This is a genomic window from Kineosporia sp. A_224, assembly GCF_002198655.1.
Classification (GTDB): domain Bacteria; phylum Actinomycetota; class Actinomycetes; order Actinomycetales; family Kineosporiaceae; genus R-H-3.
The window spans coordinates 16,909-42,443 of record NZ_MWLN01000234.1 but is presented as its reverse complement, the minus strand read 5'-3'; the positions used below and the strand labels follow the sequence as shown (position 1 = coordinate 42,443).

At 75.3% G+C, this 25,535-nt stretch carries 21 protein-coding genes; 13 read left to right on the top strand and 8 right to left on the bottom strand.

What is annotated here, in order from left to right; all coding sequences use genetic code 11:
- Positions 1–199: 199 nt before the first annotated feature.
- The 5 genes from EDJALFJO_RS31875 to EDJALFJO_RS31855 all read left to right on the top strand — a co-directional run bounded on the left by EDJALFJO_RS31875 (position 200) and on the right by EDJALFJO_RS31855 (position 6,170).
- On the top strand, positions 200–736 hold the full coding sequence (locus tag EDJALFJO_RS31875; protein WP_198950837.1) for a formate dehydrogenase subunit gamma: 537 nt from the start codon (positions 200–202) through the stop codon (positions 734–736).
- Positions 733–2,442, top strand: a complete 1,710-nt coding sequence (locus EDJALFJO_RS31870) for an NADH-quinone oxidoreductase subunit NuoF (protein ID WP_088290655.1) — start codon at positions 733–735, stop codon at positions 2,440–2,442. Before EDJALFJO_RS31875 ends, EDJALFJO_RS31870 begins: the two co-directional genes overlap by 4 nt.
- Positions 2,439–5,261: a formate dehydrogenase subunit alpha gene (gene fdhF / locus EDJALFJO_RS31865; protein WP_088290654.1), complete on the top strand. Its 2,823-nt coding sequence runs from the start codon at positions 2,439–2,441 to the stop codon at positions 5,259–5,261. Before EDJALFJO_RS31870 ends, fdhF begins: the two co-directional genes overlap by 4 nt.
- A 92-nt stretch (positions 5,262–5,353) precedes the next feature.
- Positions 5,354–5,533, top strand: coding sequence for a formate dehydrogenase subunit delta (locus EDJALFJO_RS31860; protein ID WP_198950836.1), 180 nt, complete (start codon positions 5,354–5,356; stop codon positions 5,531–5,533).
- 94 nt (positions 5,534–5,627) lie between these two features.
- Entirely contained in the window at positions 5,628–6,170 is a 543-nt protein-coding gene (locus EDJALFJO_RS31855) for a 2'-5' RNA ligase family protein (RefSeq protein WP_158220647.1), read from the top strand.
- Here the strand turns inward: EDJALFJO_RS31855 and EDJALFJO_RS31850 are convergent.
- Together EDJALFJO_RS31850 and EDJALFJO_RS33870 are read right to left on the bottom strand one after the other, a co-directional pair.
- A complete protein-coding gene (locus EDJALFJO_RS31850) occupies positions 6,167–6,811 on the bottom strand; it encodes a response regulator (RefSeq protein WP_369812601.1) in 645 nt (214 codons plus the stop codon). The genes EDJALFJO_RS31855 and EDJALFJO_RS31850 overlap by 4 nt on opposite strands.
- A 5-nt stretch (positions 6,812–6,816) precedes the next feature.
- Positions 6,817–7,977: a sensor histidine kinase gene (locus tag EDJALFJO_RS33870; RefSeq protein ID WP_158220646.1), complete on the bottom strand. Its 1,161-nt coding sequence runs from the start codon at positions 7,975–7,977 to the stop codon at positions 6,817–6,819.
- Between the two features lie 145 nt (positions 7,978–8,122).
- Between EDJALFJO_RS33870 and EDJALFJO_RS31840 the strand changes: the two genes are divergently transcribed.
- The gene (locus tag EDJALFJO_RS31840) at positions 8,123–10,075 is read left to right on the top strand and encodes a serine hydrolase (RefSeq protein WP_158220645.1); all 1,953 of its coding nucleotides are present in this window, start codon (positions 8,123–8,125) and stop codon (positions 10,073–10,075) included.
- Between the two features lie 5 nt (positions 10,076–10,080).
- On the opposite strand, the gene EDJALFJO_RS31835 is transcribed toward EDJALFJO_RS31840, so the two are convergent.
- A complete protein-coding gene (locus EDJALFJO_RS31835; RefSeq protein ID WP_088290649.1) occupies positions 10,081–10,632 on the bottom strand; it encodes a copper resistance CopC family protein in 552 nt (183 codons plus the stop codon).
- A 114-nt stretch (positions 10,633–10,746) separates the two neighbouring features.
- On the opposite strand from EDJALFJO_RS31835, the gene EDJALFJO_RS31830 reads away from it, so the two are divergent.
- The gene (locus tag EDJALFJO_RS31830; RefSeq protein WP_088290648.1) at positions 10,747–11,709 is read left to right on the top strand and encodes an AEC family transporter; all 963 of its coding nucleotides are present in this window, start codon (positions 10,747–10,749) and stop codon (positions 11,707–11,709) included.
- A gap of 18 nt (positions 11,710–11,727) precedes the next feature.
- Here the strand turns inward: EDJALFJO_RS31830 and EDJALFJO_RS31825 are convergent, their stop codons facing one another.
- The 3 genes from EDJALFJO_RS31825 to EDJALFJO_RS34720 form a co-directional block, all read right to left on the bottom strand.
- The gene (locus EDJALFJO_RS31825; RefSeq protein ID WP_088290647.1) at positions 11,728–12,576 is read right to left on the bottom strand and encodes a PhzF family phenazine biosynthesis protein; all 849 of its coding nucleotides are present in this window, start codon (positions 12,574–12,576) and stop codon (positions 11,728–11,730) included.
- A gap of 64 nt (positions 12,577–12,640) precedes the next feature.
- Positions 12,641–13,762, bottom strand: a complete 1,122-nt coding sequence (locus tag EDJALFJO_RS31820; RefSeq protein ID WP_088290646.1) for a Gfo/Idh/MocA family protein — start codon at positions 13,760–13,762, stop codon at positions 12,641–12,643.
- A gap of 57 nt (positions 13,763–13,819) precedes the next feature.
- Complete coding sequence (locus EDJALFJO_RS34720) at positions 13,820–13,984, bottom strand: hypothetical protein (RefSeq protein ID WP_158220644.1); 165 nt, start codon at positions 13,982–13,984, stop codon at positions 13,820–13,822.
- Here EDJALFJO_RS34720 and EDJALFJO_RS31815 point away from each other — a divergent pair.
- Positions 13,908–15,173, top strand: a complete 1,266-nt coding sequence (locus EDJALFJO_RS31815) for a type IV toxin-antitoxin system AbiEi family antitoxin domain-containing protein (protein ID WP_369812599.1) — start codon at positions 13,908–13,910, stop codon at positions 15,171–15,173. The two genes, EDJALFJO_RS34720 and EDJALFJO_RS31815, sit on opposite strands and share 77 nt — an antisense overlap.
- Positions 15,174–15,224: 51 nt before the next feature.
- Here EDJALFJO_RS31815 and EDJALFJO_RS31810 read toward each other — a convergent pair whose 3' ends face one another.
- On the bottom strand, positions 15,225–15,494 hold the full coding sequence (locus EDJALFJO_RS31810) for an acyl-CoA carboxylase epsilon subunit (RefSeq protein WP_088290644.1): 270 nt from the start codon (positions 15,492–15,494) through the stop codon (positions 15,225–15,227).
- Positions 15,491–17,113 carry an acyl-CoA carboxylase subunit beta gene (locus tag EDJALFJO_RS31805; protein ID WP_088290643.1) on the bottom strand — a complete coding sequence of 541 codons (1,623 nt, stop codon included), beginning with the start codon at positions 17,111–17,113 and terminating at the stop codon, positions 15,491–15,493. Before EDJALFJO_RS31805 ends, EDJALFJO_RS31810 begins: the two co-directional genes overlap by 4 nt.
- Positions 17,114–17,268: 155 nt before the next feature.
- On the opposite strand from EDJALFJO_RS31805, the gene EDJALFJO_RS31800 reads away from it, so the two are divergent.
- The 5 genes from EDJALFJO_RS31800 to EDJALFJO_RS31780 all read left to right on the top strand — a co-directional run bounded on the left by EDJALFJO_RS31800 (position 17,269) and on the right by EDJALFJO_RS31780 (position 25,165).
- Complete coding sequence (locus EDJALFJO_RS31800; RefSeq protein ID WP_088290642.1) at positions 17,269–18,189, top strand: biotin--[acetyl-CoA-carboxylase] ligase; 921 nt, start codon at positions 17,269–17,271, stop codon at positions 18,187–18,189.
- 32 nt (positions 18,190–18,221) lie between these two features.
- A complete protein-coding gene (locus EDJALFJO_RS31795) occupies positions 18,222–19,016 on the top strand; it encodes a PH domain-containing protein (protein WP_088290641.1) in 795 nt (264 codons plus the stop codon).
- A complete protein-coding gene (locus EDJALFJO_RS31790) occupies positions 18,977–20,038 on the top strand; it encodes an adenylate/guanylate cyclase domain-containing protein (RefSeq protein WP_088290640.1) in 1,062 nt (353 codons plus the stop codon). The genes EDJALFJO_RS31795 and EDJALFJO_RS31790 overlap by 40 nt, the downstream gene beginning before the upstream one ends.
- Before the next feature lie 103 nt (positions 20,039–20,141).
- A complete protein-coding gene (locus EDJALFJO_RS31785; RefSeq protein WP_088290639.1) occupies positions 20,142–20,954 on the top strand; it encodes an enoyl-CoA hydratase-related protein in 813 nt (270 codons plus the stop codon).
- A gap of 83 nt (positions 20,955–21,037) precedes the next feature.
- Positions 21,038–25,165 (top strand): SCO7613 C-terminal domain-containing membrane protein, encoded by a 4,128-nt coding sequence (locus EDJALFJO_RS31780; RefSeq protein ID WP_088290638.1) that lies wholly within the window; start codon positions 21,038–21,040, stop codon positions 25,163–25,165.
- Positions 25,166–25,535: the final 370 nt, after the last annotated feature.

Below are 25,535 nucleotides of genomic sequence, written 5' to 3'. Positions count from 1 at the left end.
TCGGCGTCGAGGACGACGCGGACGACGCGACGGCGGGTGGTCGCATGGGGCACCCGCCCATCGTCGCCCCGCGCGCCGTCCGCCGCGAGCCCCGCCGCCCTCCCGCGCGTCCCACGATGCGGAACTTAGTCCCGCGACGTGGGCACGGGTCCCGGACGGTGGCTGCCCCGCGTGCCACCCCGTGATGCATGCTGGCTGTGTGAGCAACGGCGCTTCGAGTCCACCACCCACCGCCCCCGGCGCCACCGCCGACCTCGCCGAGGTCGCGCGGTCCGTCGTCGCGACGCACCGCGGCGACCGGGGGGCGCTGCTGCCGATCCTGCACGGGGTCCAGCACGCGCTCGGGTACGTGCCGACCGAGGTCGTGCCGGTCATCGCCGCCGAGCTCAACCTCAGCCGCGCCGACGTCCACGGCGTCGTCTCCTTCTACCGGGACTTCCGGCGGACGCCGCCCGGCCGCACCGTCGTCGGCCTCTGCCGTGCCGAGGCCTGCCAGGCGGTCGGCGCCGACGCCCTCGCCGCGCAGGTCGAGGCCCGGCTCGGCGTCGAGTGCGGTGCGACCCGGGCCGACGGCGGCGTGACCCTCGACGAGGTCTTCTGCCTCGGCAACTGCGCGCTCGGCCCGGCCGCGATCGTCGACGGCCGGGTGCTCGGCCGGGTCACGGTCGACACCGTCGCGGCGCTGGTCGACAGCCCTGCCGACAGCCCCGCCCAGCCCGAGGGGGTCGGCGCGTGAGCCGCACCGTCTACGTCCCGCGCGACAGCGCCGCCCGGTCCGTCGGCGCGGACGGCGTCGCGGCCCGGATCGGGCAGGCCGTCGCCGACGCGGACGGCGTGACGCTCGTCCGCAACGGCTCCCGCGGTCTGCTGTGGCTCGAGCCGCTCGTCGAGGTGAGCGTCGACGGCGGGCCGCGGCACGCTTTCGGCCCGGTCGCCCCGCGCGACGTCGCCGGTCTGCTCGAGGCGGGTCTGCTCGACGCCGACCCTGCGGACCTGTCCTCCGCCCTCGCAGCCCACCCGCTCGCCCTCGGCGAGACCGAGCAGCTCGAGTGGCTCGCCTCCCAGAACCGGATCACGTTCGGCCGGGTCGGCGTGATCGACCCGCTGTCGGCGGACGACTACCTCGCCCACGGCGGCACCGCGGGTCTGCGCACGGCCCTGTCGACGACGCCCGAGGAGGTCGTCGCGCAGGTCACGGCGTCCGGCCTGCGCGGCCGCGGCGGCGCCGGCTTCCCGGCCGGGGTCAAGTGGAAGACCGTCGCCGACGCCCGGGCCGACATCAAGTTCATCTGCTGCAACGCCGACGAGGGCGACTCCGGCACGTTCGCCGACCGGATGCTCCTCGAGGGCGACCCGTTCTCGACGATCGAGGGCATGACGGTCGCGGCGTACGCGGTCGGCGCCCGCGAGGGCTACGTCTACGTCCGCAGCGAGTACCCGGACGCCGTCGCGACGCTCACGAGCGCGGTGGAGATCGCGTACGCCCGGGGCTGGCTCGGGGAGAACATCCTCGGCTCGGGGCTCGACTTCGACCTCTTCGTGCGGGTGGGTGCCGGCGCCTACATCTGCGGCGAGGAGACCTCGATGCTCGAGAGCCTCGAGGGCAAGCGGGCCGTCGTCCGGGCCAAGCCGCCGCTGCCGGCGCTCGAGGGCCTCTTCGGCCGCCCGACGGTCGTCAACAACCTGCTCACGCTCGCGACCGTGCCCGCGGTGATGTCCGGCGGCGCGCAGGCGTACGCCGACCTCGGCGTCGGCCGCTCCCGCGGCACCCAGGTGTTCCAGGTCGCCGGCAACGTCCGGCAGGGCGGCATCGTCGAGACCGCCTTCGGTGTCACCCTCGGCGAGCTCGTCGAGCGCTGGGGCGGCGGGACGGCGTCCGGCCGGCCGGTGCGCGCCGTCCAGGTCGGCGGTCCGCTCGGTGCCTACCTGCCGCCGTCCCGGTTCGACCTGCCGATGGACTACGAGGCGTTCGCGGCCGTCAAGGCGATGGTCGGGCACGGCGGCGTCGTCGTCTTCGACGACACCGTCGACATGGCAGTGATGGCCCGCTTCGCGATGCACTTCTGCGCCGAGGAGTCCTGCGGCAAGTGCACGCCGTGCCGGATCGGCGCCACCCGCGGCGTCGAGACCCTCGACCGGATCCGGGCCGGCGTCGACCGGGAGAAGAACCTCGCCCTCCTCGACGACCTCTGCACGCTCATGACCGACGGGTCGCTGTGCGCGATGGGTGGCCTGACGCCGATGCCGGTGCGCAGCGCGATCGAGCACTGGCCCGAGGACTTCCACCACGAGCCGGTCCCGGTGACCATCGGCCGGCACCGCCCGGGCCGGGAGGCCGCGTCCGCCGGCCCGGTCTACACCCCTGCCAACGCGTCGGTCGCGGCGTCCCTCGGGGCCCCCGCCGGCAGCGCGCCGTCCACGAACGAGGAGGTGGCACCGTGAGCCTGCTCAAGGAGCCCGACCACGGCACGCCGGCACGGACGTCGGACACGACCGTCCGGGTCACCGTCGACGGCCAGGGCGTCGAGGTGCCGAAGGGCACGTCCGTCATGCGGGCCGCGTCGCTCGCCGGGGTCGCCGTCCCCAAGCTCTGCGCGACCGACTCGCTCGAGGCGTTCGGCTCGTGCCGGCTCTGCCTCGTCGAGATCGACGGCGTCCGGGGGACACCCGCCTCGTGCACGACGCCCTGCGCGGACGGCATGAACGTCACCACCCAGAACGACCGCCTCGCCGACCTGCGCCGCGGCGTCATGGAGCTCTACATCTCCGACCACCCGCTCGACTGCCTCACGTGCGCCGCGAACGGCGACTGCGAGCTGCAGGACATGGCGGGCGTCGTCGGGCTGCGCGACGTCCGGTACGGGTACGCGGGCGAGAACCACACCCACCAGGAGAAGGACCTCTCCAACCCCTACTTCGACTTCGACCCGAGCAAGTGCATCCTCTGCAGCCGCTGCGTGCGGGCCTGCGACGAGGTGCAGGGCACGTTCGCCCTGACGATCGAGGGTCGCGGCTTCGACTCCAAGGTCTCCCCGGGGATGGGCGAGAACTTCTTCGACAGCGAGTGCGTCTCGTGCGGCGCGTGCGTCCAGGCCTGCCCGACGTCGACCCTGCAGGAGCGCAAGGTCGTCGACATCGGGATGCCGACGCGGTCGGTCGTCACGACGTGCGCCTACTGCGGTGTCGGCTGCTCGTTCAAGGCCGAGATGCGCGGCGGCGAGGTCGTCCGGATGGTCCCCTTCAAGGACGGCGGCGCGAACGAGGGGCACTCCTGCGTCAAGGGCCGCTTCGCGTGGGGCTACGCGACGCACTCCGAGCGGGTGCTGTCGCCGATGGTCCGCGAGAGCATCGACGACGAGTGGCGCGAGGTCTCCTGGGACGAGGCGATCGCCTACACGGCCGAGCGGCTCACGGCGATCCAGGCCGCGCACGGCCCCGGCGCGATCGGCGGCATCACGTCCTCGCGCTGCACGAACGAGGAGGTGTACGTCGTCCAGAAGATGGTGCGGGCGGCGTTCGGCAACAACAACGTCGACACCTGCGCCCGGGTCTGCCACTCGCCGACCGGCTACGGCCTCAAGCAGACCTTCGGCACGAGTGCCGGCACGCAGAACTTCGCGTCCGTCGCGAAGGCGGACGTCATCGTCGTCATCGGCGCCAACCCGACCGACGGCCACCCGGTGTTCGCGAGCCGGATGAAGCGCCGGCTGCGCCAGGGCGCCAAGCTCGTCGTCATCGACCCGCGCCGGATCGACCTCGTCCGGTCGCCGCACATCGAGGCGGAGCACCACCTCCAGCTCGCCCCGGGCACGAACGTCGCGGTCGTCAACGCGATGGCGCACGTCGTCGTCACCGAGGGCCTCATGGACGACGCGTTCGTCGCCGAGCGCTGCGAGGGCACCGACGAGTGGGTCGCGTTCATCTCGCAGCCCGAGAACAGCCCCGAGGCGGTCGAGCACGTCACCGGCGTGCCCGCGACCGACCTCCGTGCCGCCGCCCGCCTCTACGCGACCGGCGGCAACGCCGCGATCTACTACGGCCTCGGCGTCACCGAGCACAGCCAGGGCTCGACGATGGTCATGGGCATGGCCAACCTCGCGATGGCGACCGGCAACATCGGCCGCGAGGGCGTCGGCATCAACCCGCTGCGCGGCCAGAACAACGTCCAGGGCTCGTGCGACATGGGCTCGTTCCCGCACGAGCTGCCCGGGTACCGGCACGTCTCGGACGACGCCGTCCGCTCTGTCTTCGAGACCCTCTGGGGCCGCACGCTGCACTCCGAGCCCGGCCTGCGGATCCCGAACATGTTCGACGCCGCGATCGACGGCACCTTCCGCGGCCTCTACGTGCAGGGCGAGGACATCGCGCAGTCCGACCCGAACACGACCCACGTGCACAAGGCGCTGCGCTCGATGGACCTCGTCGTCGTCCAGGACCTGTTCCTCAACGAGACGAGCAAGTTCGCGCACGTCTTCCTGCCGGGGACGTCGTTCCTCGAGAAGGACGGCACGTTCACCAACGCCGAGCGCCGGATCAACCGGGTGCGGCCGGTCATGCAGCCGAAGAACGGCAAGCACGAGTGGCAGATCGTCTGCGACATCGCTCAGGCGATGGGCTACCCGATGGCGTACGACCGGTCGAGCCAGATCATGGACGAGATCGCCATGACGACGCCGACGTTCGCCGGCGTCTCGTTCGCCCACCTCGACGAGGTCGGCTCGCTGCAGTGGCCGTGCAACTCCAACGCCCCGCAGGGCACGCCGACCATGCACGTCGACGGCTTCGTCCGGGGCAAGGGGCACCTCATCCCGACCCCGTACGTGCCGACGAACGAGCGCTCGACGCGCAAGTACCCGCTCATCCTCACGACGGGGCGGATCCTGTCGCAGTACAACGTCGGCGCCCAGACCCGCCGGACGTCGAACTCGCTGTGGCACGCCGAGGACGTCCTGGAGGTCCACGCCCACGACGCCGAGGTCCGCGGCATCGAGGACGGCGACCTCGTGCAGGTCTCCAGCCGGGTCGGGGCGACGACGCTGCGGGCGGTCATCAGCGACCGGATGCCCGTCGGGGTCGTCTACACGACGTTCCACCACCCGGTGAGCGGGGCGAACGTCGTGACGACCGACCAGTCGGACTGGGCGACGAACTGCCCGGAGTACAAGGTGACGGCGGTGCAGGTCGGCCTGGCGCAGGCCAGGACGCCGGCCGGGGTCGTCGCGCAGGACCGGCCGCTGCCGACGCCGGTCGCCGGCGACTGAGCGACGTCCGACGAGCACCCGGCACAGCGACTGACGAGAGCGACAGGCGAGAGCGAGGACGAGGCGTGGCGGTGGCGGCACAGGTTCGCCTGGTGAACGACGTGGCACGGCACTTCAGGCACCTGCCGCACGACGAAGCGGTGGCCGGGGTCGTGCAGCACATCCGGAGCTTCTGGGAGCCCCGGATGCGGGACCAGCTGCTCGCCGCCGTCGACGCGGGCGACGACGGCCTCGACCCGCTCGCCGTCGAGGCGGCCGAGGCGCTCCGCTGATCCCGGCCTGGCCCGCACAACCCAACACGCCGCGTTGATCTGCAGTTACTTTTCGTAACACTGTCGTTGTGTCATGCGCGGATACGCTGCACCCGTGGATCTTCAGGTCGGCCGGACGGCCGTCGTGGCCACGGTCCCGGCCGCCGAGGACCTGCTCGACCACGTCCCGACCGTGTTCGGTCCGGCGGCCGGGGCGGCGGTGCTCCCGCACGTCACGGTGCTCTACCCCTGGCTGGCCCCCGCCGCCGTCACCGCGGCCGACCTCGACGGGCTGCGGCAGGTGGCCGCCGAGGTCCCCGCGTTCGAGGTCGTCTTCGACCGGTTCCGCTGGTTCCCCGGGGTGCTGTGGCTCGCACCCGACCCCGCGGAGCCGTTCGCCCGGCTCACGGCGTCCGCGGCGCGACGGTGGCCGCACACCCCGCCGTACGGGGGCGCCCACGCCGAGATCACGCCGCACCTCACGGTGATGGACCTCGACGGCGCCGGCATCGACGTCGACGACGAGATCGCCCTCAAGGACGCCGTCGAGCGCCTCGAGCCCTGGCTGCCGGTCGTGCACCGGGTCACCGAGCTGTCCGTCGTCCTCTTCGAGGGCGACGGGGCCTGGACGACGATCGCGCGCTCGCCGCTCGCCTAGTCCACGAGGCCGGCGCGGAATCCGGTGACGGCGAGCTGGACCCGGTTGGTGGCGTCCCGCTTCTCGAACAGGTGCGTGACGTGGCTCTTCACGGTCGCCTCGCTCAGGTGCAGGTGACGGGCGATGTCGGCGTTGGTGTGCCCCTGCGACACCTCGGCGAGCACCTGCCGTTCCCGGGCGGTGAGGGTCTCGAGACGGGCGAGGGCGGCCGCGCGGGTGCGGCTGCGGTCCTCGGCGGTGAAGCGCTCGATCACGCGGCGGGTCACACTCGGGGACAGCAGGGACTCGCCGGCGGCAGCGAGACGGACGGCCTGGAGCAGCTCGGCCGGAGGCGTGTCCTTGAGCAGGAACCCGGTCGCCCCGGCGGCCAGGGCCTGGAAGACGTCGTCGTCGGTGTCGAACGTGGTCAGCACCACGACCGCCGGCGGTTCCGCCAGGGCCCGCAGGCGGGCGGTGGCCGCCACCCCGCCGAGCCGCGGCATCCGCAGGTCCATGAGGACCACGTCCGGACGGTGCCGGGTGGCGGCCTCCACCGCTGCGTGACCGTCCCCCGCCTCGGCGACGACCTGCAGGCCGGCGTCCGTCCCGAGGATCATCCGCAGCCCGGCGCGGACCAGCATCTCGTCGTCGACGAGCAGCACCGAGATCACGGCGCGTCCTCGCTGCCGGCGCGAGGGAGCACGACCCGCAGCTGCCAGCCCCCGCCCTCGCGCGGCCCGCTCTCCAGGGACCCGTCGGCCAGCCGAACCCGCTCGGCGAGGCCCAGCAGTCCCGCGCCCGCGCCTGGCAGGTCGAGGGCTGGCCGGGACGCGGCGTCGTTGGTCACGGTCACCGTCACCAGACCCTCGGTGTCGTCTCCGCCCTCGGTGCCGTCCCCGCCCTCGACGCGGACGACGACCGGCGCTCCCGGGGCGTGCTTGCGGGCGTTGGTCAGCCCCTCCTGGGCCACCCGGTGGACCACCCGGGCGACGGCCGGCGGGAGCCTGCCGCCGTGGTCCTGCAGCTCGACCTGCTGCCCGGCGCGCGTCGAGGCCTCGACCAGGTCGCCGAGGTCGGCGAAGGGGGCGCCGTCGGGCGCGGCGGCCGGCAGCGGCTCCGTCGTCAGCACTCCGAGCACCGTGCGCAGGTCGCGCAGCGCCTCCCGCGCGGTCCCGCGGATGAGCGCGGCGCCGTCCCGGGTGCGCTCCGGGTCGTCGCCGGCGGCCACCTCGAGGGCCCCGGCGTGCAGCGCGATGAGCGAGATCTGGTGGGCCAGCACGTCGTGCATCTCCCGGGCGATGCGCGTGCGCTCGGCGGACCGGGCCTGCTGGTCGCGCAGCACCCGTTCGGCCTCGACCCGCTCGGCGCGGTCCTCCAGGGACGCCTCGAGGTCGCGCCGGGTGGCGGCGTGCACGCCGACCGCCACCACGACGACCGCACCGACCACGGAGAACGCCGCGTCGCTCGCGGTCAGCCTGCCGGCGTCGACCCACGCCCAGCCGGCCTGCCCGGCAGCCCCCACGGTCGCCGTGAGCCACGCACGGCGCCGCGGTGCGTACGCGCCGCCCGCGTAGAGGCCGGCCAGCAACGGGCCCGGGTTGCCCGACAGCGTGTACGAGGCCGCCCCGGCGATCGCGGCCACCTGCGGGTGTCGGCGGCGCAACCACTGGGCCGCGCTGCCGCCGACCCCTGCCGGCACGATGACCGCCGCCGGCAGGCCCGACCAGGCCCCCCGGACGGCGAGCACGGTGAGCACCAGGCAGCCCAGCACCACCGCGGCGTCGACGGTCCGCGGCTCGGCGAGCAGGGTCTGCCACCTCGTCCTCACGAGAGCCCAGCCTAGGCAGGGCACCGTGCGGGGACGTCCCTCTCGGGGTCGAGGATCCGGGTCGCCGGGGTGCGACTTTGGTCGAGGCCCGGTGCCGACCCGGCGCCGATGCGGCCGCCGCCCCGGCCCGGACACGCTGGGCGGCATGACCAGAAACCTGTTGCACCGCAAGGGACCGGCGATGGTGGGCCTGCTCGTCGCCGCCCACCTGGCCCTGGCCCCCGGGGCCGCGGCGGCCACGCCCGTCGCGCCGGCCCAGCCGGCCATGCCGCCCTCGCCGCTACTCGCGGCGGGCTCGTCCGGTGCCTGCGCGCCCGCGACGCCGACCGCTCTGGCCGGCTTCTTCGACACCGCCGTGCCCGGGCGCCTGCGCCACGATCGCGTGCCCGGCGCCGTGGTGTCCGTCGTCTCCGGGGGCAGGACGGTCTTCGCCCGGGGCTACGGCCTGGCGGACGTCGAGCACGGCACCGCGTTCGACCCGGACCGGTCGCTCGTCCGGATCGCCTCGATCACCAAGCTCTTCACGTGGACGGCCGTCATGCAGCAGGTGCAGGCCGGCCGCCTCGACCTGGACGCCGACGTCAACCGCTACCTCACGGGCTTCAGGATCCCGGCCACCTACCCCGAGCCGGTCACGCTCGCGACGCTCATGGACCACACCTCCGGGTTCGAGGGGCAGGTCGTCGGCACCGCCGCCCGCAGCGCCGCGGACGTGCAGCCGCTCGGGGCCTATCTGGCCGCGCATCTACCGGCGCGGATCCGGCCGCCCGGCGAGATGTCCGCATACTCCAACTACGGCGCCGCCCTGGCCGGCCACATCGTCTCCCGGGTCAGCGGGCAGCCGTACGAGCGCTACGTCCAGGACCACCTGTTCGCCCCGCTCGCGATGACGCGCAGCACCGCGGCCGAGCCGGTGCCCGCCGCCCTCGCAGGCGACCTCGCCCGCAGCTACGACTCCGACGTGTCACCGCCGCGGCGGATCCCCTTCACCTTCGACCCGATGACCCCGGACGGCGCGATCAGCACGACGGCGGACGACATCGCGCACTTCATGACGGCACAGCTGGAGCAGGGCCGGTACGGCGACGGGCGGATCCTCGACCCCGCGGGAGTCGCGCTGATGCACCGGCGCACGTACGCGGCGGATCCCCGGCTCGCGGGCTTCGCGCACGGCTTCATGGACCGCACCGTCAACGGTCACCGGGTGCTCGCCCACGACGGCAGCTGGGAGGGGTTCGAGAGCGTGCTGCTGCTCGTGCCCGACTGCGACCTCGGGCTGTTCGTCTCGGCCAACGCCACCGGCGGCATCGCGGCCCTCACCGACGTGCTGCGCGCGTTCGACGACCGCTTCCTCACCCCGGCGGCGCCGCCGGCGACCGCGGCCGGCGGTCCGGTCGTCGCGCCGCGGGCCGGCTTCTACCAGCCGGCACGGCACAACGAGTCGACGGTGGAGAAGCTGACGAACCTGCTCGGCCCGATGCGGCTGACCGTGCGCTCCGACGGTGCACTGCACTTCAAGGGCATGCGCTGGACGGCGCAGGGCGGGGGCCTCTACGGGTCGGCGGACGGACGGGACCACCTCGTGTTCCGGGCCGGTGCCGGCGGCCGGTTCTACGCCGCCACCGACGGGGCCGCCTACCAGCTGATGGATCCGGCCGACACGCTGCCGGTCAACCTCGCGGTGCTCGCCGTCCTCGCCGTCCTCGGTCTGAGCGCGTCCGCCGTGCCGGTGGCGGCGGGGTGGCGCCGGCTGCGACGACGTCCTGCCACAGGCGGCCGGCCCTGGCGCGCCGCCCGGAGGCTCGCCGCCGCCGCGACGGGACTCGGCCTCGCCTTCCTCGTCCTGCTCGCCGCCACGCTCCTCGGCGACACGAGCGCCTACCTGTACGCGGTCCCGGCGAGGTTCACTGCGCTGCTCGCTGTGCCGGTGCTCGTGCTGCTGCTCGGTGCGGGGGCGCTGGCCTGCACCGTCGCCGGATGGCGCGGGCCGGGCGCAGGAACCCTGGCGCGCACCCACCAGGTGGCCCTGCTCCTCGGGCTGGTGGCGTTCACCTGGTTCGTCGTGAACTGGAACCTGCTCGGCTGGCAGTACCCGTGACCGGGTCAGCGGCCGAACGCCGACCGGAGCCGCTTGAAGCCCCAGGCGAGCGCGATGACGAGCACCCCGACGAGGAGCGCGCCGGCCGCCGGGTTGGTGCGCGCGGCGTCGACGCCGTTCTCTGCCGCGACGACGGTGCGGCTCTGCGTGGCCGGCTTCGCGCCGGTGCCGAACGTCCAGGGGATCGTGCCGGCGAGCTGGGTGCCGTCCTGGAGCACGACGGTCCAGCGGACGACGTACTCGCCCTTCCCGGCCTTCTGCGCGAGCGGCTGGGTCACCGTCCGCCCGTCGGTCGCCGTCCGCCCGGTCGACGAGACGACCCCGCCGGGCCCGTCGACCCGCACCAACGCCGTCCCCTTCGCGACCCGGTCGCTGAAGGTGAGCGTCACGGCGTCCGGCCACGACGACAGCCGCGCCTTCGCCGCGGGGGAGCTGGAGACGAGCGTCGGGGACGCCGCACCGGCCGGTGCGGCGCCCGCGACCAGCAGCACGCCGAGCAGCACGGCCGACAGAGCCGTGACGACGGCGACGCAGACGGCCCCCAGCACTTTCCGCATGGGCGCAGCGTAGGTCGACCGGCGGCGCGATCCCTCGGCCCTGCAGGGTGTGTCGCGCAGACGTGACGCACCCCGCGTGCAGGGCGGGCGCGACGGGGCCGGGATACTCGCGCGGTGTCCTCCGTCGTCGTGCTGCGCCTGCTGGCGATCTTCGCCGTCATCGGGCTCGGTTGGTTCGCCGGGCGGACGAAGCTCCTCGGCGACGGCAGCGACACCGCGCGGGTGATGTCGAACGCCGCGTTCTACCTGTTCACCCCGGCACTGCTGTTCCGGACGACGGCCCGGATCGACCTCGCGGCGCTGCCCTGGGCGACGCTCGCGGCATTCTTCGGCCCGGTCGTCGCGCTGCTGCTCGTCGTGTACCTGCGCGAGCGCCGGCGTGGCGGGCTCGAGCCGGCCGGCCCGGCGGTGCGCGCGATCAGCGTGAGCTTCGGCAACACGGTGCAGCTCGGGATCCCCATCGTCACGGCGCTGTTCGGCGAGGCCGGCCTGGCGCTGCACGTCGCGATCGTCAGCCTGCACGCGCTGACGCTGCTCACCGTGCTCACGGTGCTCGTCGAGGCCGACCTCGTGCGCGCCCACGTCGGCGGCGACCGGCCCGGGCCGCTCGCGACGGCGCTGACGACGGCCCGGCGCACCGTCGTCCACCCCGTCGTCCTGCCCGTGCTCGCCGGGCTCGCGTGGAACCTGCTGTCGCTGCCGCTCGGCGGCCCGTTCGACGAGATCCTGCGCACCCTCGGGCAGGCCGTCGTCCCGGTGTGCCTCGTGACGATCGGCCTGTCGCTGCACCAGTACGGCGTGGTCGGGGTCGCCGGGCCGGCGGTGGCGCTGTCGGTCGGCAAGCTCGTCGTCCAGCCGGCGCTCGTGCTCGTCGCCGCGCACTGGGGCGCCGGGCTGACCGGCGTGCCGCTCGCGGTCGTCGTCCTCGCGGCGGCGCTGCCGATCGGCAGCAACGCGCTGCTCTTCGCGCAGCGCTACCGGGCGCGCGAGGGGGAGGCGACCGCGGGGATCGTGCTGTCGACGCTCGCGTTCGTCGTCACCGGGCCGCTGTGGCTGCTCGTGCTCGGGCGGTTCTGAGCGCGGCCCCTCGACAGGTCAGAGCTCGACGAACCCGTCGACGCACGTGATCGTCGTCCCGCCGACCCAGACGGTGCCCTCGTCGTCCCGGGACAGGTGCGCCCGCCCGGCCCGGCCGAGCAGGGTGCCCTGGGACGCGACGTAGGGATACGTGACGACCCCGGCGCTCTCGAGCCACGGGGCGATCGCGGCGTTGAGGCTGCCGGTCACCGGGTCCTCCATCGTCACGTCGCCGCCCCCGGGACAGAACGCGCGCACCTCGACCGCCTCGGGCGAGCTCCCCGGGTACGGGCCGACGACCCCGACGTAGCGGTCGCCGACGGACCCGGGGCGCAGTGCGAGGACGGCGGCGGCGTCCCGTAGCCGGACGGCGACCCACGGCGGGCCGTTGTCCGCGTGCACGGCGTCGAGGACGTCGGCGCGGTCGATGCGCAGGGCCGCGGCCACCCGCGCGACGTCCGCCTCGTCGACCGGGCCGGACCGGCGCAGCAGGGGAGCGGCGAACGCGAGCCGGCCCTCCTCGCGCCGCACCCGGACGAGCCCGGCGGCGCACTCCTGGACGACGTCCCGCGTGCGGTCGAGCCGGGCGGCGCCGTTGATGGCGCTGCGCAGCCAGGCGTGGCAGGTGCCGAGCGTCGGGTGCCCGGCGAACGGGAGCTCCTCGCTCGGGGTGAAGATCCGGACCCGGTAGTCCGCGCCGGGCTTCGTCGGCTGGAGCAGGAAGGTCGTCTCGGACAGGTTCGTCCACACGGCGAAGCGCTGCATCTGCTCGTCGGACAGGCCGTCGGCATCCACGACGACCGCGACCGGGTTGCCCCGGTACCGGGTCTGCGTGAAGACGTCGACCTGCGCGAAGCGTCGCCTCATGGCGTCATCCAAGCAGCCGCCGCCGACGAACGGCAGGGCCGACGGCCCGGGTGAGGAGGATCTCTCAGCCGAGGAGCAGCTCGCCGACCTCGACCGGGGTGCCGCGCCGGGCGGACTCGAGTGCCGTCTCCAGCACGGCCTGGACCACGAGCGCCTCGGCGAAGTCCGGCATCGGCGCGACCGGCTCGGCGCCCGAGAGCGCGGTGAGGATGTCGAACGCCTGGTGCGTGAACGTGTGCTCGTACCCGATCGGGTGCCCGGCCGGCCACCAGCTGCCGACCCACGGGTGCCCGGCGTCGCCGTCCGAGACCTCGATCCGCGTCCAGCCGCGCACGAGCGGCTCGGCGGTCGCGTCGTAGTAGTCGAGGTAGGGCATCTCGTCGAACCAGAAGCGCAGTGCGCCGAGCTCGCCGTGGATCTCGAAGCCGTGGTGGTTGTGGAACCCGGTCGCGAGGCGGGTCGCCTCGAACGTGGCGACCCCGCCGCCGGACAGCCGCGCGAGGAAGAGCACCGCGTCGTCCACGGTGTGGCTCGGCACGAACGTCTTGGTGATCGAGCCGCTCACCTCGACGATCTCCTCACCGGTGACGAACCGGACGGCGTCGACGATGTGCGCGTTGAGGTCGCCGTGCGCGCCCGAGCCGGCGATGCCGCCGTCGAACCGCCACACCGCCGGCGCGGCCGGGCCGCCCCACTGCTGGGCGTAGACCGCGCGGACGTGCCGGATCTCGCCGATCCGGCCCTGGCCGACGAGGGTGCGGGCGAGCGCGATCGCCGGGACCCGCCGGTAGCTGAACCACACGTAGGTGTTGCCGGTCGCGCTCTTCGCGGCCTTGGCCATCGCCTTCGCGTCGGCGAACGTGCCCGCGAGCGGCTTCTCGCACGCCACGTGCTTGCCCGCCTCGAGCGCCGCGACGGCCTGCTCGCGGTGGACGTCGTTCGGCGTGCACACGTCGACGAGCGTGACCTCCGGGTCGGCGAGCGCGACGGCGAGGTCGGTCGTCGACGACTGCCACCCCCAGCGCCGCGCGAACTCGGCGGTCGCGATCGCGTCGCGCGCCACGACGGTGCGCATCACGGGCGTGAGCGGCGGGTCGAAGAACCGCGTCACCTGCTGCCACGCGTTCGAGTGCGCCTTGCCCATGAACTTCGAGCCGACGAGTGCGATGCCCACGGTGCCGGTCATGCGCAAACCCTAGTGCGGCGGTGGTGATGGGGGGTCGGCGCACCGCGAGGCGTGCTGTCAGCGTGGAGCGCGGAGCAGGTCGTCGGCCCATCGGCGCTCGCCGGGAGTCATCGGCCCGCCGGTGGCCGCGAGGATGTCGTCGACCATGGTGTCGAAGCGCTCGGTGGTGGGACTGCCGGTGCCCGGGTCGTCCGGCGGGGTCCCGCCGATCACGGTCGTCATGCGCTCTTGGTACCTCCCGCCCGTTGTCGTCCGCAACGAGATTCCCCCGCGGCCTCGCTGGGTCCGCACGAACGAGGTCCTGCTGAAGTCTTCCGTCGCTCCGTACGGCGGAAGTCTTCAGCCGAGCCGTTGTCCACAGGTGAACGCGCACCGATCGCCGCCGCGGTGCGGGTTTCGCCATGATCGTCGGGTGGCGGAGCACAGGTGCGGAGGAGGGGCGCCACCGGCGGCGTGGTCCGACCTCGCGGCGGGACAGGCCGGCGTCGTGAGCCGGTCCCAGCTCCTGGCGGTCGGGCTCACGGGGTCGGCGGTAGCCGCCCGGCTCGCGAGCGGGCGCTGGTCCCGGCTGCTGCCCGGCGTGTACGCCACCTTCACCGGACCTGTGCCTCCGGTCGTGCGGGTCTGGGCCGCGGTCCTCTACGCAGGCCCGCCTGCCGCGGTCGGAGGTGTTGCGGCGCTGTGGCTCTGGGGCGTCGCCCCCGCGCCGCCCGAGGTCGTGACCGTCTGCGTGCCTGCGACCCGGCGGGTGCGGGACCAGCCGGGCGTCCGCGTCGTGACGCTGGCCCGGTGGCGGGCGGCCACCCATCCGGCGGCGCTTCCGCCGCGGCTGCGGGTCGAGGAGGCGCTGCTCGACGTCGCGGCGAGCGCGGACGACCCGGCCCGGGTGGTCGACCTGTTGCTGCGGGCGACCCAGAGCCGGCACACGACCGCAGACCGGGTCCGGTGGGCACTGGGGCAGCGGCCCAGGCATCGGTGGCGGGCGCTCGTCGGCGAGGTGCTCGGGGACGTCGTGGACGGCGTCCGCTCGCCGTTGGAACTGCGCTGGGCCCGCGACGTCGACCGGCGGCACCGGCTCCCCCCGCCCGACCGCAATGCGGGGGACACGGGGCCGGACGGGCGACGCCGTTACCGCGACCTGCGGTACCGGCGCTGGGGCCTGGTCGTCGAGCTCGACGGGCGGGAGGCGCACCCCGACGACGCCCGGTTCCGAGACCGGGCCCGGGACAACCTGGTCGTCGAGGCGGGCGATGTACCGCTGCGCTACGGCTGGCGCGAGGTCGCGGGGACGCCGTGCGAGGTGGCGGCCCAGGTGGTCCATGTGCTCCGCCGGAGAGGTTGGAACGGGACGCCGCGCGCGTGCGGTCCGCGGTGCCCTCTCGCTGCCGGCCCCGGAACGTCATCAGGCTGAAGACTCCGGCCGTCCACGACGACGGAAGTCTTCAGCCTGATGCGCGGCGCGTCAGCTCGGCCAGTACGACGTCTTCCAGCCGTGCCGGCTCGGGGTGAAGGCCGCCCGGATGTGCCGGTGGGCGCGGCCGTGCTCGGACCACGTGGCGGCCCGGTCGTCGTCCGCACCGGACAGCGGTGCGCTGCCGCCCGAGCGGGCCGCGACGATCGCGAGGATCGCCGCGATCTCCTCGGGCGTCGCGTCGCCGGAGATGACGCGCAGGGTCGGCCGGGCGGCCGGCGACCGCGCGCCGTCCGTCTCCGGGTCGTGGTCCGTGCTCACAGCGGGATGTTCCCGTGCTTCTTCGGCGGCAGCGTCGCGCGCTTGGTCCTGAGCATCCGCAGCGCCTTGACGATCTCCGCCCGGGTCGACGACGGCGGGATGACCGCGTCGATGTAGCCGCGCTCGGCGGCGATGTACGGGTTGGCGAGGGTGTCCTCGTACTCGGTGATGAGCCGGCGGCGCTCGCTGTCGACGTCGCCGGCGGCCTCCGAGACGTCCCGAAGCTCGTGCCGGTAGAGGATGTTCACCGCGCCTTGGGCGCCCATGACGGCGATCTGGGCCGTCGGCCACGCGAGGTTGACGTCGGCGCCGAGGTGCTTGGAGCCCATGACGTCGTACGCGCCGCCGTACGCCTTGCGCGTGATGACCGTGACCTTCGGGACCGTCGCCTCGGCGTATGCCCAGATGAGCTTGGCGCCGCGCCGGATGATGCCGTTCCACTCCTGGTCGGTCCCCGGCAGGAAGCCCGGGACGTCGACGAAGGTCAGGACGGGCACGTTGAACGCGTCGCAGGTGCGCACGAACCGCGCTGCCTTCTCGCTCGCGTCGATGTCGAGGGTGCCGGCGAACTGCATGGGCTGGTTCGCGACGACGCCGACGGAACGGCCCTCGACCCGGCCGAAGCCGATGAGGATGTTCGGGGCGAACAACGGCTGCACCTCGAGGAACTCGCCGTCGTCGAGCACCGCCTCGAGCACCGTGTGCATGTCGTACGGCTGGTTCGCCGAGTCGGGGATGATCGTGTCGAGCACGTGGTCCTCGGCGCTCGGCTCGAGGTCCGCCTCGGCGTCGAACGCCGGGGCGTCGATGAGGTTGTTGCTCGGCAGGTACGAGAGCAGGGCGCGCACGTACTCGAGCGCGTCGTCCTCGTCGGAGCCCATGTAGTGCGCGTTGCCGCTCTTGCTGTTGTGCGTGCGGGCGCCGCCGAGCTCCTCGAAGCCGACCTCCTCACCCGTGACGGTCTTGATGACGTCCGGACCGGTGATGAACATGTGCGACGTCTGGTCGACCATGACCGTGAAGTCGGTGATCGCGGGGGAGTAGACCGCCCCGCCGGCGCACGGGCCCATGATGAGCGAGATCTGCGGGACGACGCCGCTCGCGTGCACGTTGCGCAGGAAGATCTCGCCGTACAGCCCGAGCGAGACGACGCCCTCCTGGATCCGCGCGCCGCCGGAGTCGTTGATGCCGATGACCGGGCAGCCGATCTTCATGGCGAGGTCCATGACCTTGACGATCTTCTCGCCGAAGACCTCGCCGAGGCTGCCGCCGAAGACCGTGAAGTCCTGGGCGAACACGCAGACCTGGCGGCCGTCGATCGTGCCGTGGCCGGTGACCACGCCGTCGCCGTAGGGCCGGTTGTGGTGCAGCCCGAAGTTGCGGCTGCGGTGCCGGGCCAGCTGGTCGAGCTCGACGAACGAGCCCTCGTCGAGGAGGGCGTCGATCCGCTCCCGCGCCGTCTTCTTGCCCTGCGCGTGGCGCTTCTCGACCGCCTTCGCCGACCCGGCGTTGATCGCCTCGTCGGCCCGGCGCTCGAGATCGGCGAGCTTGCCCGCCGTCGTGTGGATGTCGATGTCCGAGGGGATCTCGGTCCCGCCCGCGCTCGCCGGCTCCGCCATGACGTCCCTTCCTGTCGGGGGCTGCACCGGTGCGGCCACCCGGTCCCCGAGCCTAGTCCGGCCGACCCGCGCGGGGCCGAGACCGTGAGCGGTGCTCGTCACATCCGCGGGTCGCACCGGACGGACGCCCTGGCGGCGCCGGGTAGGTTGCCGGGGTGGACGACGCGAGCCCCTGGAGCGACCTCGGCCGGCCGCCGCTGAGCAGGACGGCGCTGCGCCGGGCCGTCACGCAGGGGCCCGGCGCGTCCTGGCGTGCGCTCGACGTGCTGCCGCGGACCGCCTCGACGAACGCCGACGTGCTGGCCCGGGCCGCGGACGGCGAGCCCGAGGGCCTCGTCGTCGTCACCGACCACCAGACGGCCGGGCGCGGCCGGCTCGACCGGACCTGGCAGACCCCGGCCCGGGCGGCGCTCGCCGTCTCGGTGCTCCTGCGCCCGGGCACGCCGACGACGACGCCGGACGGCGAGGAGCTCCCCGTCGTCGCCTCCGAGCACTGGTCGTGGCTGCCGCTGCTCACCGGCGTCGCCGCGCACGACGCGCTCGTGCGCACCTGCGGGCTGAACGCCCGGCTCAAGTGGCCGAACGACGTCCTCGTGCCGCGTGACGGGCGGCCGGGAGCCGAGCCGGGGAAGGTCTGCGGCATCCTCGCCGAGCTCGCGTCGACGCCGTCCGGGATCGCCGTCGTCGTCGGCGCCGGGATCAACGTGACCCAGGCCGCGCAGGAGCTGCCGGTGCCGACCGCGACGTCGCTCGCGCTCGCCGGCTCGGCGACGACCGACCGGGACACCGTGCTCCGCGCCTACCTGCGGGCGCTGTCCGACCGGTACCGGGCCTGGCGGCGCGCCGCCGGCGACCCGAGGGCGAGCGGTATCGCCGCGGCCTACCGCGAGGCCTGCGCGACGATCGGTCTCGAGGTCGCCGTCGAGCTGCCCGGCGGCGTCGTCCGTGGGGTCGCCGAGGGCGTCGACGACGCGGGCCAGATCCTCGTCCGGGACGCGAACGGCAGGACCCACGCGCTCGCGGCCGGGGACGTCGTCCACGTGCGGCCGTCGGCCGCGTCGTCCGGCTCCGGCTGATCACCGCCCCGCGAGACGGCATCATCACCGGTATGGGGATCCCGCAGCGCGCGCTCGCCGACGACGAGCGGGTCGTGCTCGCCGTCCGGCCGCACGGCCGCGTGCTCGTCGGGCCTGTCATCGTCCTGTTCGTCCTCGCTCCGGTCACCGGGGTCGTCGCCGGCTTCGTCAGCCCCGGCGGGGTGGGCTCGGTGCTGCGGACCGTCGTCCTCGTGCTCGGCGGGGTCGTCGTCTTCCGCGGTGCCGTCGTCCCGTTCCTGCTCTGGCGCAGCACCGTCTACACGGTGACGACGCAGCGGGTCGCCGTCCGGCGCGGGGTGCTCAGCCGGTTCGGCCGGGACGTCCCGCTCGCCCGGGTCAGCGGCGTGACCTTCCGGACCGGGCCGCTGGACCGGGTCTTCGGCAGCGGCCGGATCCGGATCGACGCGACGGGGGAGGGGCCGCTCGTCCTCGACGACGTCCCGGCCGTCGAGCACGTGCAGCGGGCGGTGCAGAAGTACGCCGGTCTCGCCGACGACGACCTGCCCGACGACCTGCCCGACGACCAGGCAGACGACCCGGACGAGGACCCCACCGACGCGGACGGCGGACCGTTCGGCCAAGATCTCCTCGACGTCGAGGACCTCGACGAGCCCTTCGAGGAGGAGGGCTTCGACGACGAGGACTCCGACGACGAGGGCCTCGACGACGAGGACTTCGGGGACGAGGACTTCGGGGACGAGGGTGACGACGGGGCCGAGGACGTCGGGGGACGGGACGACGGGGTGCACGAGGTGGACGACGTGACATGGCGGCGGCGGGGCCGCGGCGGCTGGTGGCGGCGGTGACGCAGGCCGGGCCGCAGACGTCGCGCGACCTGCGCCGGACGGCGACCGCGCTCGAGCTGCGGCTGCTCGGCGGTCCCCGGCGGTACGCCCGCCGCGAGGTCGCCAAGCTCGTCGGCGTCTCGGTGCTCTCGGCCCGCAAGCTCTGGCGCGCCCTCGGGTTCGCCAACGTCGCCGAGGCGGACGTCGCCTTCACCGACGCGGACGTCGCGGCCCTGACCCGGGTCGTCGGCGCGGTCCGCGACGGGCTCATCGACGAGCCCACCGCGATCGCGCTGGCCCGCGCCGTCGGCCAGACCACCGACCGGCTCGTCTCCTGGCAGGTCGAGGCGCTGCTCGAGCACCTGCGTGACAGCGTCGGCTCGGAGGGCTCCGAGCTCGCCGTCGGGCACCTCGTCGACCTCGTCGACGACCTCGAACAGGTCGTCGTCTACGCGTGGCGGCGCCGGCTCGCCGCCGTCGTCGCCCGGCTCGGCGCCGACCCGGACGCCGGCGACGACCTCCAGGCGACCGACCTCACGGTCGGCTTCGCCGACCTCGTCTCCTACACGCGGCTCAGCCAGCGTCTCGAGCAGCGCGAGCTCGGCCAGCTCGTCCAGCGCTTCGAGGGGCTGGCGTCGGACGTCGTCACCGCCGGCGGCGGGCGGGTCGTCAAGACGATCGGCGACGAGGTGCTCTTCACGACCGACGACCCCGGTTCGGCCGCGGTCATCGCGCTGTCGCTGTCCGAGCTCATGGCCATCGACCGGCTCGTGCCCGACGTCCGGGTCGGCCTCGCGCACGGCCCGGTCCTGCGCAGCCTCGGCGACGTCTACGGCGCCACGGTCAACCTCGCGAGCCGGCTCACCGCGCTCGCCCAGCCCGGCACGGTCGTCACCGACCACGCGACCGCGGCGCGCCTGCAGGGCCATCCGGACGTCGTCCTCGTCGCGCAGCGCGTCCGCCAGGTCCGCGGCTTCGGCACCCTCACCCCGCTGCTCATCGCCCGCGCCGGCCCCGACGCCCGCCTCATCGACCTCGACTGACTCCCACCTCCCCCGCCGTCCCGAGTTACTAGCGCGTATGACCCGTCTATCGGGTCATACGCGCTAGTAACTCGGGGGTGGGAGGTGGGTAGGGTCCCGGGCTATGGCAGAGGTGGTCGCGGGCGGGTTCGAGCACGTCAGGCTCGTGCGGCACGGGGAGGCGGGGCACGTCGTCGAGGTCGTGCTCGACCGGCCCGACGCGCTCAACGCGCTGTCGCAGGCCTTCGCCGCCGAGCTGCGCGACGCGTTCGTCGCGATCGCCGCGAACCCCGTCGTGCGGGCGGTCGTGCTCAGCTCGAGCCAGGACCGGGCGTTCTGCGTCGGCGCGGACCTCAAGGAGCGCAACGGGTTCACCGACGCGCAGCTGCGAGGGCAGCGGGTCGTCTACCGGGCGATGGCGCGGGCCTTCCTCGACGTGCCGGTGCCGGTCGTCGCCGCAGTCGCCGGCTACGCGCTCGGCGGCGGCCTGGAGCTCGCGCTGCTGTGCGACCTGCTCGTCGCCGACACGACGGCGGTGCTCGGGCTGCCCGAGGTGTCGGTCGGGGTCGTCCCCGGGCTCGGCGGCACGCAGCTGCTCTCCCGGCGGATCGGGCTCGGCCGGGCTTCCGACCTCATCCTCACCGCGCGCCGGCTCACGGCCGCCGAGGCGGACGGGATGGGGCTGCTCAGCCGGCTCGCGGAGGCCGGGCAGGCCCGGACCGTCGCGCTCGACGTCGCGACGACGATCGCCGGTCACTCCCCGGTCGGGGTCCGTAACGCCAAGCGCGCCGTGCGGCTCGGGTTCGACACCGACCTCGCGAGCGGGCTCGAGATCGAGGACGGCGCCTGGCGGGCGACCGCGTTCAGCGCGGACCGCGCCGAGGGCGTGGCGGCCTTCAACGAGAAGCGGCGTCCGGTCTGGCCCGGCACGCCCTGAGCAGGACTGCTCAGCGGGACACGCCCCGACGTAGGTAGCCGGACGCCTGACGCCGGGGCCGCCGAGCGGCCAGGCTGTCGGCCATGGTCAACCCCCGCGGCGTCGACGCCCCCGGTCCGCGCGCCCTCGGCGTCCTCGACCTCGACGCGATCGTCGACAGCACCCGCTGCCCCGTCTGCCGCTCCCTCCTGGCCGCGTCGACGTGCGGCACCTGCGGCGCCGACCTCACGGGGACCGCCGCCCGCCGGGTCTGGGACCTGTCCCGGCAGATCGTCACCGCGGCGACCGAGCGGTCCGCGCAGGTGCGGGTGCTCGACGAGGAGGCCGCGCAGCGCCGGGCCGCGCACGCGGCCAGACCCGTTCCTCCCGCGGCTGCGGCGTCCCAGCCGTCCGCGCCGTCCGTGCCGTCCGCGCCGTCCGCGCCGCAGGCTCACGTGCCGTCCGTTCCGTCGCCCGCGGGTCCGCCGGTGTTCCCGCCGTTCGTGCCGCCCGTCGCCGGCGGCCCGGCGCCGGGCCGCAGGCAGGGCCTCGGCGTCCAGGGCGTTCTCGTCGGCCTCGGCGCGCTGCTCCTCGCCGTGGCGGCCCTCGTCTTCCTCGCGTTCGCCTGGAACGCCATGGGCATCGGCGGCCGGGCCGCGGTCGTCGGCGGCGTGACCCTCGCGGCGCTCGCCGGCGCCGCCGCGCTGCGGCCGCGGCTCGAGGCGACGGGGGAGGCGGTCGGGGCACTGGCCGCCGTCCTCGTCCTCGCCGACGTCTGGGCGGTGCGCCGCACGGGTCTGCTCGGGGCGGACGACGTCGACGCGCTCCTGTACTCCGGCGCGGGCCTCGCCGTCGCCGCGCTCGTCCTCGGGGGATGGGCGCTGCGCTGGCGGGTCCGCGCCGGGTCCGTCGTCGCGTCGCTCGTGCTGCCGGTCGCCGCGCTGCTCCTCGGGCTCGCGACGACCGGGCCGCAGGTGACGGCGCGCGGCCTCGGCCTCGGGCTCGTCCTCGCCGTCCTCGCCACCGCCGTCCGGGCCTGGCTGCCCGCCGCCTGGTCGGCCGAGCGGGTGCTCCTGCGGCTCGCCGCGGCGGCGGGGCTGGTCGTGCTGCCGGTCGCCGCCCTTCTCACGTACACGGACGACGGGAACCTCGGCGTCGCGCTGCTCGCCGCCGGGACGGTCGTCGCCGGGCTCCAGGCGACCGTCGAGCTGCGGGCGCCCGTGCCGGCGGCGGTGCTCCCGCCGGCCGGCGCACCTGCCGGCCCGCCTGCTGCCGCGCCGCCTGCTGCGGCACCGGCTGCTGTGGCACCGGTCGCGGCGCCGGTCGTCGTGCCGGTCCCCGCACTGCGCCGGCCCGCGACGATGCGCACCCTGTGGTCCGCGGTGGCCGGTGGCTACCTCGCGACGGTGGCCGCCGTCGGTGCGGCCCGGGTGCTCGACGCCGTCGACGCCGGGACGTCCCCGGCGTATGTCGTGCCCGTCGCCGCGGTCGGGCTCGTGCTCGTGCTGGTCGCCCTGGCGGCCCCCGTGCTGGACCGGGTCGGCGTCCGGGGCCGCCCGGCCGCGCTCGCCGTCGAGGTCGTCGGCGGGCTGGTGCTCTCCGTCGAGGCGATCCTCGTCGGGGCGACGGTGCTGGCGCCGGCCTTCGCGGCGGCGTCCCGTCCGTGGGAGCACGGCGCGGGCGACAGCCTCAGCAGCGTCGCGCCGTTCACCGCCGGCTACGCCGACCGGCCGGGGCTGTGGCAGACGGTTCTCGTCGCCTCGTGCGCGGCGTTGCTCGTCGCGGCGGTCGCACTCGTCGTCGCGCACCGGGTGCGTCCCGCCGTCGTCGGGGCGGAGGCACCGTGGACCGCCCCGCTGCTCGCCGGCGCCGGCGTCGTCGGGCTCGTCTGCGCCCCGCGGCTCATGGTGGGGGCCGCCGTCGGCGCGCTCGTCGTGCTCGCGGTGCTGACGACCCTCGTCCGGCTGAAGGTTCCCGCGCTCGCCGGCCGGTCGGATGCCGGGCCCGGGGCCCGCGCGACCGCGCTGTCGCTGCGGTTCGTCGCGGCCGGTGCCGGTGTGCTCGCCGTCGTCGACGCCTGGAGCGTCCCGGCGCTGTCCGTGCCGCTCACGGTGCTCGGCGCCCTCGCGCTGCTCGCGGCCCGCCCGGCGGTCCCGGCCGGCGCCGGCCCGGCCCTCGTCGGTACGGCTGCCGTCGCGGCCGCGGTCGCCGCGGGCGGTGCGGCCGGGCTGCTCGACCGCAGCGTCGCCGACCGGTTCACGACGGCAGGCGTCGCTGCCGCGCTGCTCGTCGTCCTCGCCCAGTCCCTGGCGTGGGCGCCGCCGCGCCCGGCAGCGGGCGCGCCCGGCGCGCCGCCGACCCGCGGCCTGCTCGCCCGGCTCTCGACGGCCGAGCGCCTCGCGGTCACGGCCGCCGGTGCCGTCGTCGCAGTCGTCGCGCTCCTCGCCGCGGCGGCCGGCGGGGGCGGCGCGGACGGCGGAGAACCGGCCCGGCTCGCGGTGGTCCTCGGCGCGCTGCTGCTCGCGGCGGCCGTCACGGCCCTGGCCCCTGTCCGGGCTGCCGGGCCGGGCGGCGACCCCGCCGTGCTGCCCGTCGTCCGCGGGACCCGCCTGACCGCCGCGGGCGCCGTCCCGGCGCTGGTAGCCGCCACCGCCGTGGCCCTCGTCGAGCGCTTCGGCGACGTCACCGACGGCGTCGTCGCCCTCCGCGGGCTCGTCCTCGCGGCGGGTGCGGCCGCCGCGGCGCTCGCCCTCGCCGGACTGCTCGCGGCCCGGCGGGCGACCGTGCGCGACCCGCGCCGGCCTGCCGTCGAGGCGGGGGTCGCCGTCGTCGCGCTCGCCGCCGGGATCGCCACCCTCGCCGACCCGGTCGCCGGCCGGGCCTGGGTGACCCTGATGCTGCTCGGCGCCGCAGCGTCCGCCGTCGCGGTCGCCGCCGACCGCCGCCCCGTCGGCTGGCTCGCCTGGGTACTGCTCACCGCGTCGACCTGGGTGCGGCTCGACCTCGGGGACGTCGGGACGCTCGAGGCCTACACGCTCCCGCCCGCCGCGGCGCTCCTCGCGGTCGCGGCGCTGCGGGTTCGGCGCGAGCGGGGAGCCGCCGTCTGGCGGGTGCTCGCACCGGGGGCGGGTCTGGCGCTCGGCCCGAGCGTGCTCGCGAGCGCAGGAGGAGGGGACCTGCGCCCGTGGGTGCTGCTCGCGGTCGGCGCCGGGCTCGTCACCGCCGGGCTGCTCCCGGACGGCGGCGCACCGCGCGCCGCGCTGCTGCACAGGGTCGGCCGGGTGCTCACGCTCGCCGGGGCGGCCGCCGCGCTCGGGCCCGGGCTGCTACGGACGGGGGCCGCGGTGGTGGGCGTCCTCGACGACGTCCGGCCCGGTCCGTCCTCGCTCGTCCGGGCGGCCGTCGTGGAGCGCTGGTCCCTGCCCGCAGCGGCCGTCGTCCTCGCGGCGACGCTCGTCCTCGCCGTCCGGCACCGGGCCTTCACCGGCCGCCTCGCGGGCCTCGCGCTCGTGCCCGCCCTCGTCGTCCTCGCCGCGCCGTCCTGGGCCGCGGCGGCCGTCGTCCGCTGGGACGGCGCACCGCGGCTCGTCGCCGGCGACGCCGCGACCGGGCCGACCGTGGCCCGGCTGCTCGGGGCGCTCGCCGTCCTCACGGTCGTCGCGGTCGTCGCGGCCGCCCGGAGGGTGCCGGGCGCGGAGGCCGCGACGCCGGCGGGGCTGCTCCTCACGTGGCCGGTCGCGCTGCTCACGGCCGCGGCCGCGGGGCTCGTGGCGTTCACCGGGTACCGGGTGCTCGACGTCCCCGTCGAGGCCTTCACCGTGACCTCCGGCGCGCTCGCCGTCGCGCTCGGCGCGCTGCGGCTGCGGGCCGTGCCGGCGCTGCGCTCCTGGCCGGCGCTCGGGCCGGGGCTGCTCCTCGCCCTCGTGCCGACGCTCGTGCTCGCCGCGGACGGCGCCCTGTGGCGGATCCTCGGCCTCGTCGTCGTCGCGGCCGCCGTCGTCGCGGTCGGTGCCGCCCGCAGGCTGCGGGCCGGCGTCGTCGTCGGGGCGGTCGTGCTCGTCGGGCACGCCGTGGTCCAGCTCGCCCCGTACGTCGCGGACCTCACGACGTCGCAGTGGCGCTGGGTGGTCTTCGCCGTCGTCGGCGCCGGGCTGCTCGCGCTGGGTGCGACCTACGAGCGGCAGCTCGTCCGGCTGCGGCTCGCCCGGACCCGGGTGTCGGCGCTGCGCTGAGCCGCCGGGTGCGCCGCCGGCCGGCCGGCAGGGCGGGTCGCTGGGCGCTCGGGGGTGCGCACCCGGGGAATGCCGGCCGGGGGGATGTCGTCGCCACGCTTTGCTCTGCCATCACCAGCGAGCCACGCAGGGCACGGCCCTCGCCGGGCGACGTCCGCCGAGCGTGTGCACGAGCGTGAGGGCTCGTGTGTGCCGAGATGGTCGTCGCAGCGACTGATGCCGGGCACACTCACGCGCACGCTCGGGCGGAGAGTCGCCGGCTCGCTGGTGATGGCAGGGCGAGCGGCGTGCGTGGAGGCCGGCTCGCCGGTGATGGCAGAGCGAGCGGCACGTGCGTGGGGGACGCCCTGGAGCGGGGTCGCGCGTACTC

What these genes read in the sequence shown, in the direction of transcription:
- EDJALFJO_RS31835 (WP_088290649.1), bottom strand. Translation starts at nt 10,632, where the DNA reads ATGCGGAAAGTGCTGGGGGCCGTCTGCGTCGCCGTCGTCACGGCTCTG.
- EDJALFJO_RS31815 (WP_369812599.1), top strand. Translation starts at nt 13,908, where the DNA reads ATGGTGTCGAAGCGCTCGGTGGTGGGACTGCCGGTGCCCGGGTCGTCC.
- EDJALFJO_RS31840 (WP_158220645.1), top strand. Translation starts at nt 8,123, where the DNA reads ATGACCAGAAACCTGTTGCACCGCAAGGGACCGGCGATGGTGGGCCTG.
- EDJALFJO_RS34720 (WP_158220644.1), bottom strand. Translation starts at nt 13,984, where the DNA reads ATGACGACCGTGATCGGCGGGACCCCGCCGGACGACCCGGGCACCGGC.
- EDJALFJO_RS31785 (WP_088290639.1), top strand. Translation starts at nt 20,142, where the DNA reads ATGGCAGAGGTGGTCGCGGGCGGGTTCGAGCACGTCAGGCTCGTGCGG.
- EDJALFJO_RS31805 (WP_088290643.1), bottom strand. Translation starts at nt 17,113, where the DNA reads ATGGCGGAGCCGGCGAGCGCGGGCGGGACCGAGATCCCCTCGGACATC.
- EDJALFJO_RS31795 (WP_088290641.1), top strand. Translation starts at nt 18,222, where the DNA reads ATGGGGATCCCGCAGCGCGCGCTCGCCGACGACGAGCGGGTCGTGCTC.
- EDJALFJO_RS31790 (WP_088290640.1), top strand. Translation starts at nt 18,977, where the DNA reads ATGGCGGCGGCGGGGCCGCGGCGGCTGGTGGCGGCGGTGACGCAGGCC.
- EDJALFJO_RS31780 (WP_088290638.1), top strand. Translation starts at nt 21,038, where the DNA reads ATGGTCAACCCCCGCGGCGTCGACGCCCCCGGTCCGCGCGCCCTCGGC.
- EDJALFJO_RS31825 (WP_088290647.1), bottom strand. Translation starts at nt 12,576, where the DNA reads ATGAGGCGACGCTTCGCGCAGGTCGACGTCTTCACGCAGACCCGGTAC.
- EDJALFJO_RS31820 (WP_088290646.1), bottom strand. Translation starts at nt 13,762, where the DNA reads ATGACCGGCACCGTGGGCATCGCACTCGTCGGCTCGAAGTTCATGGGC.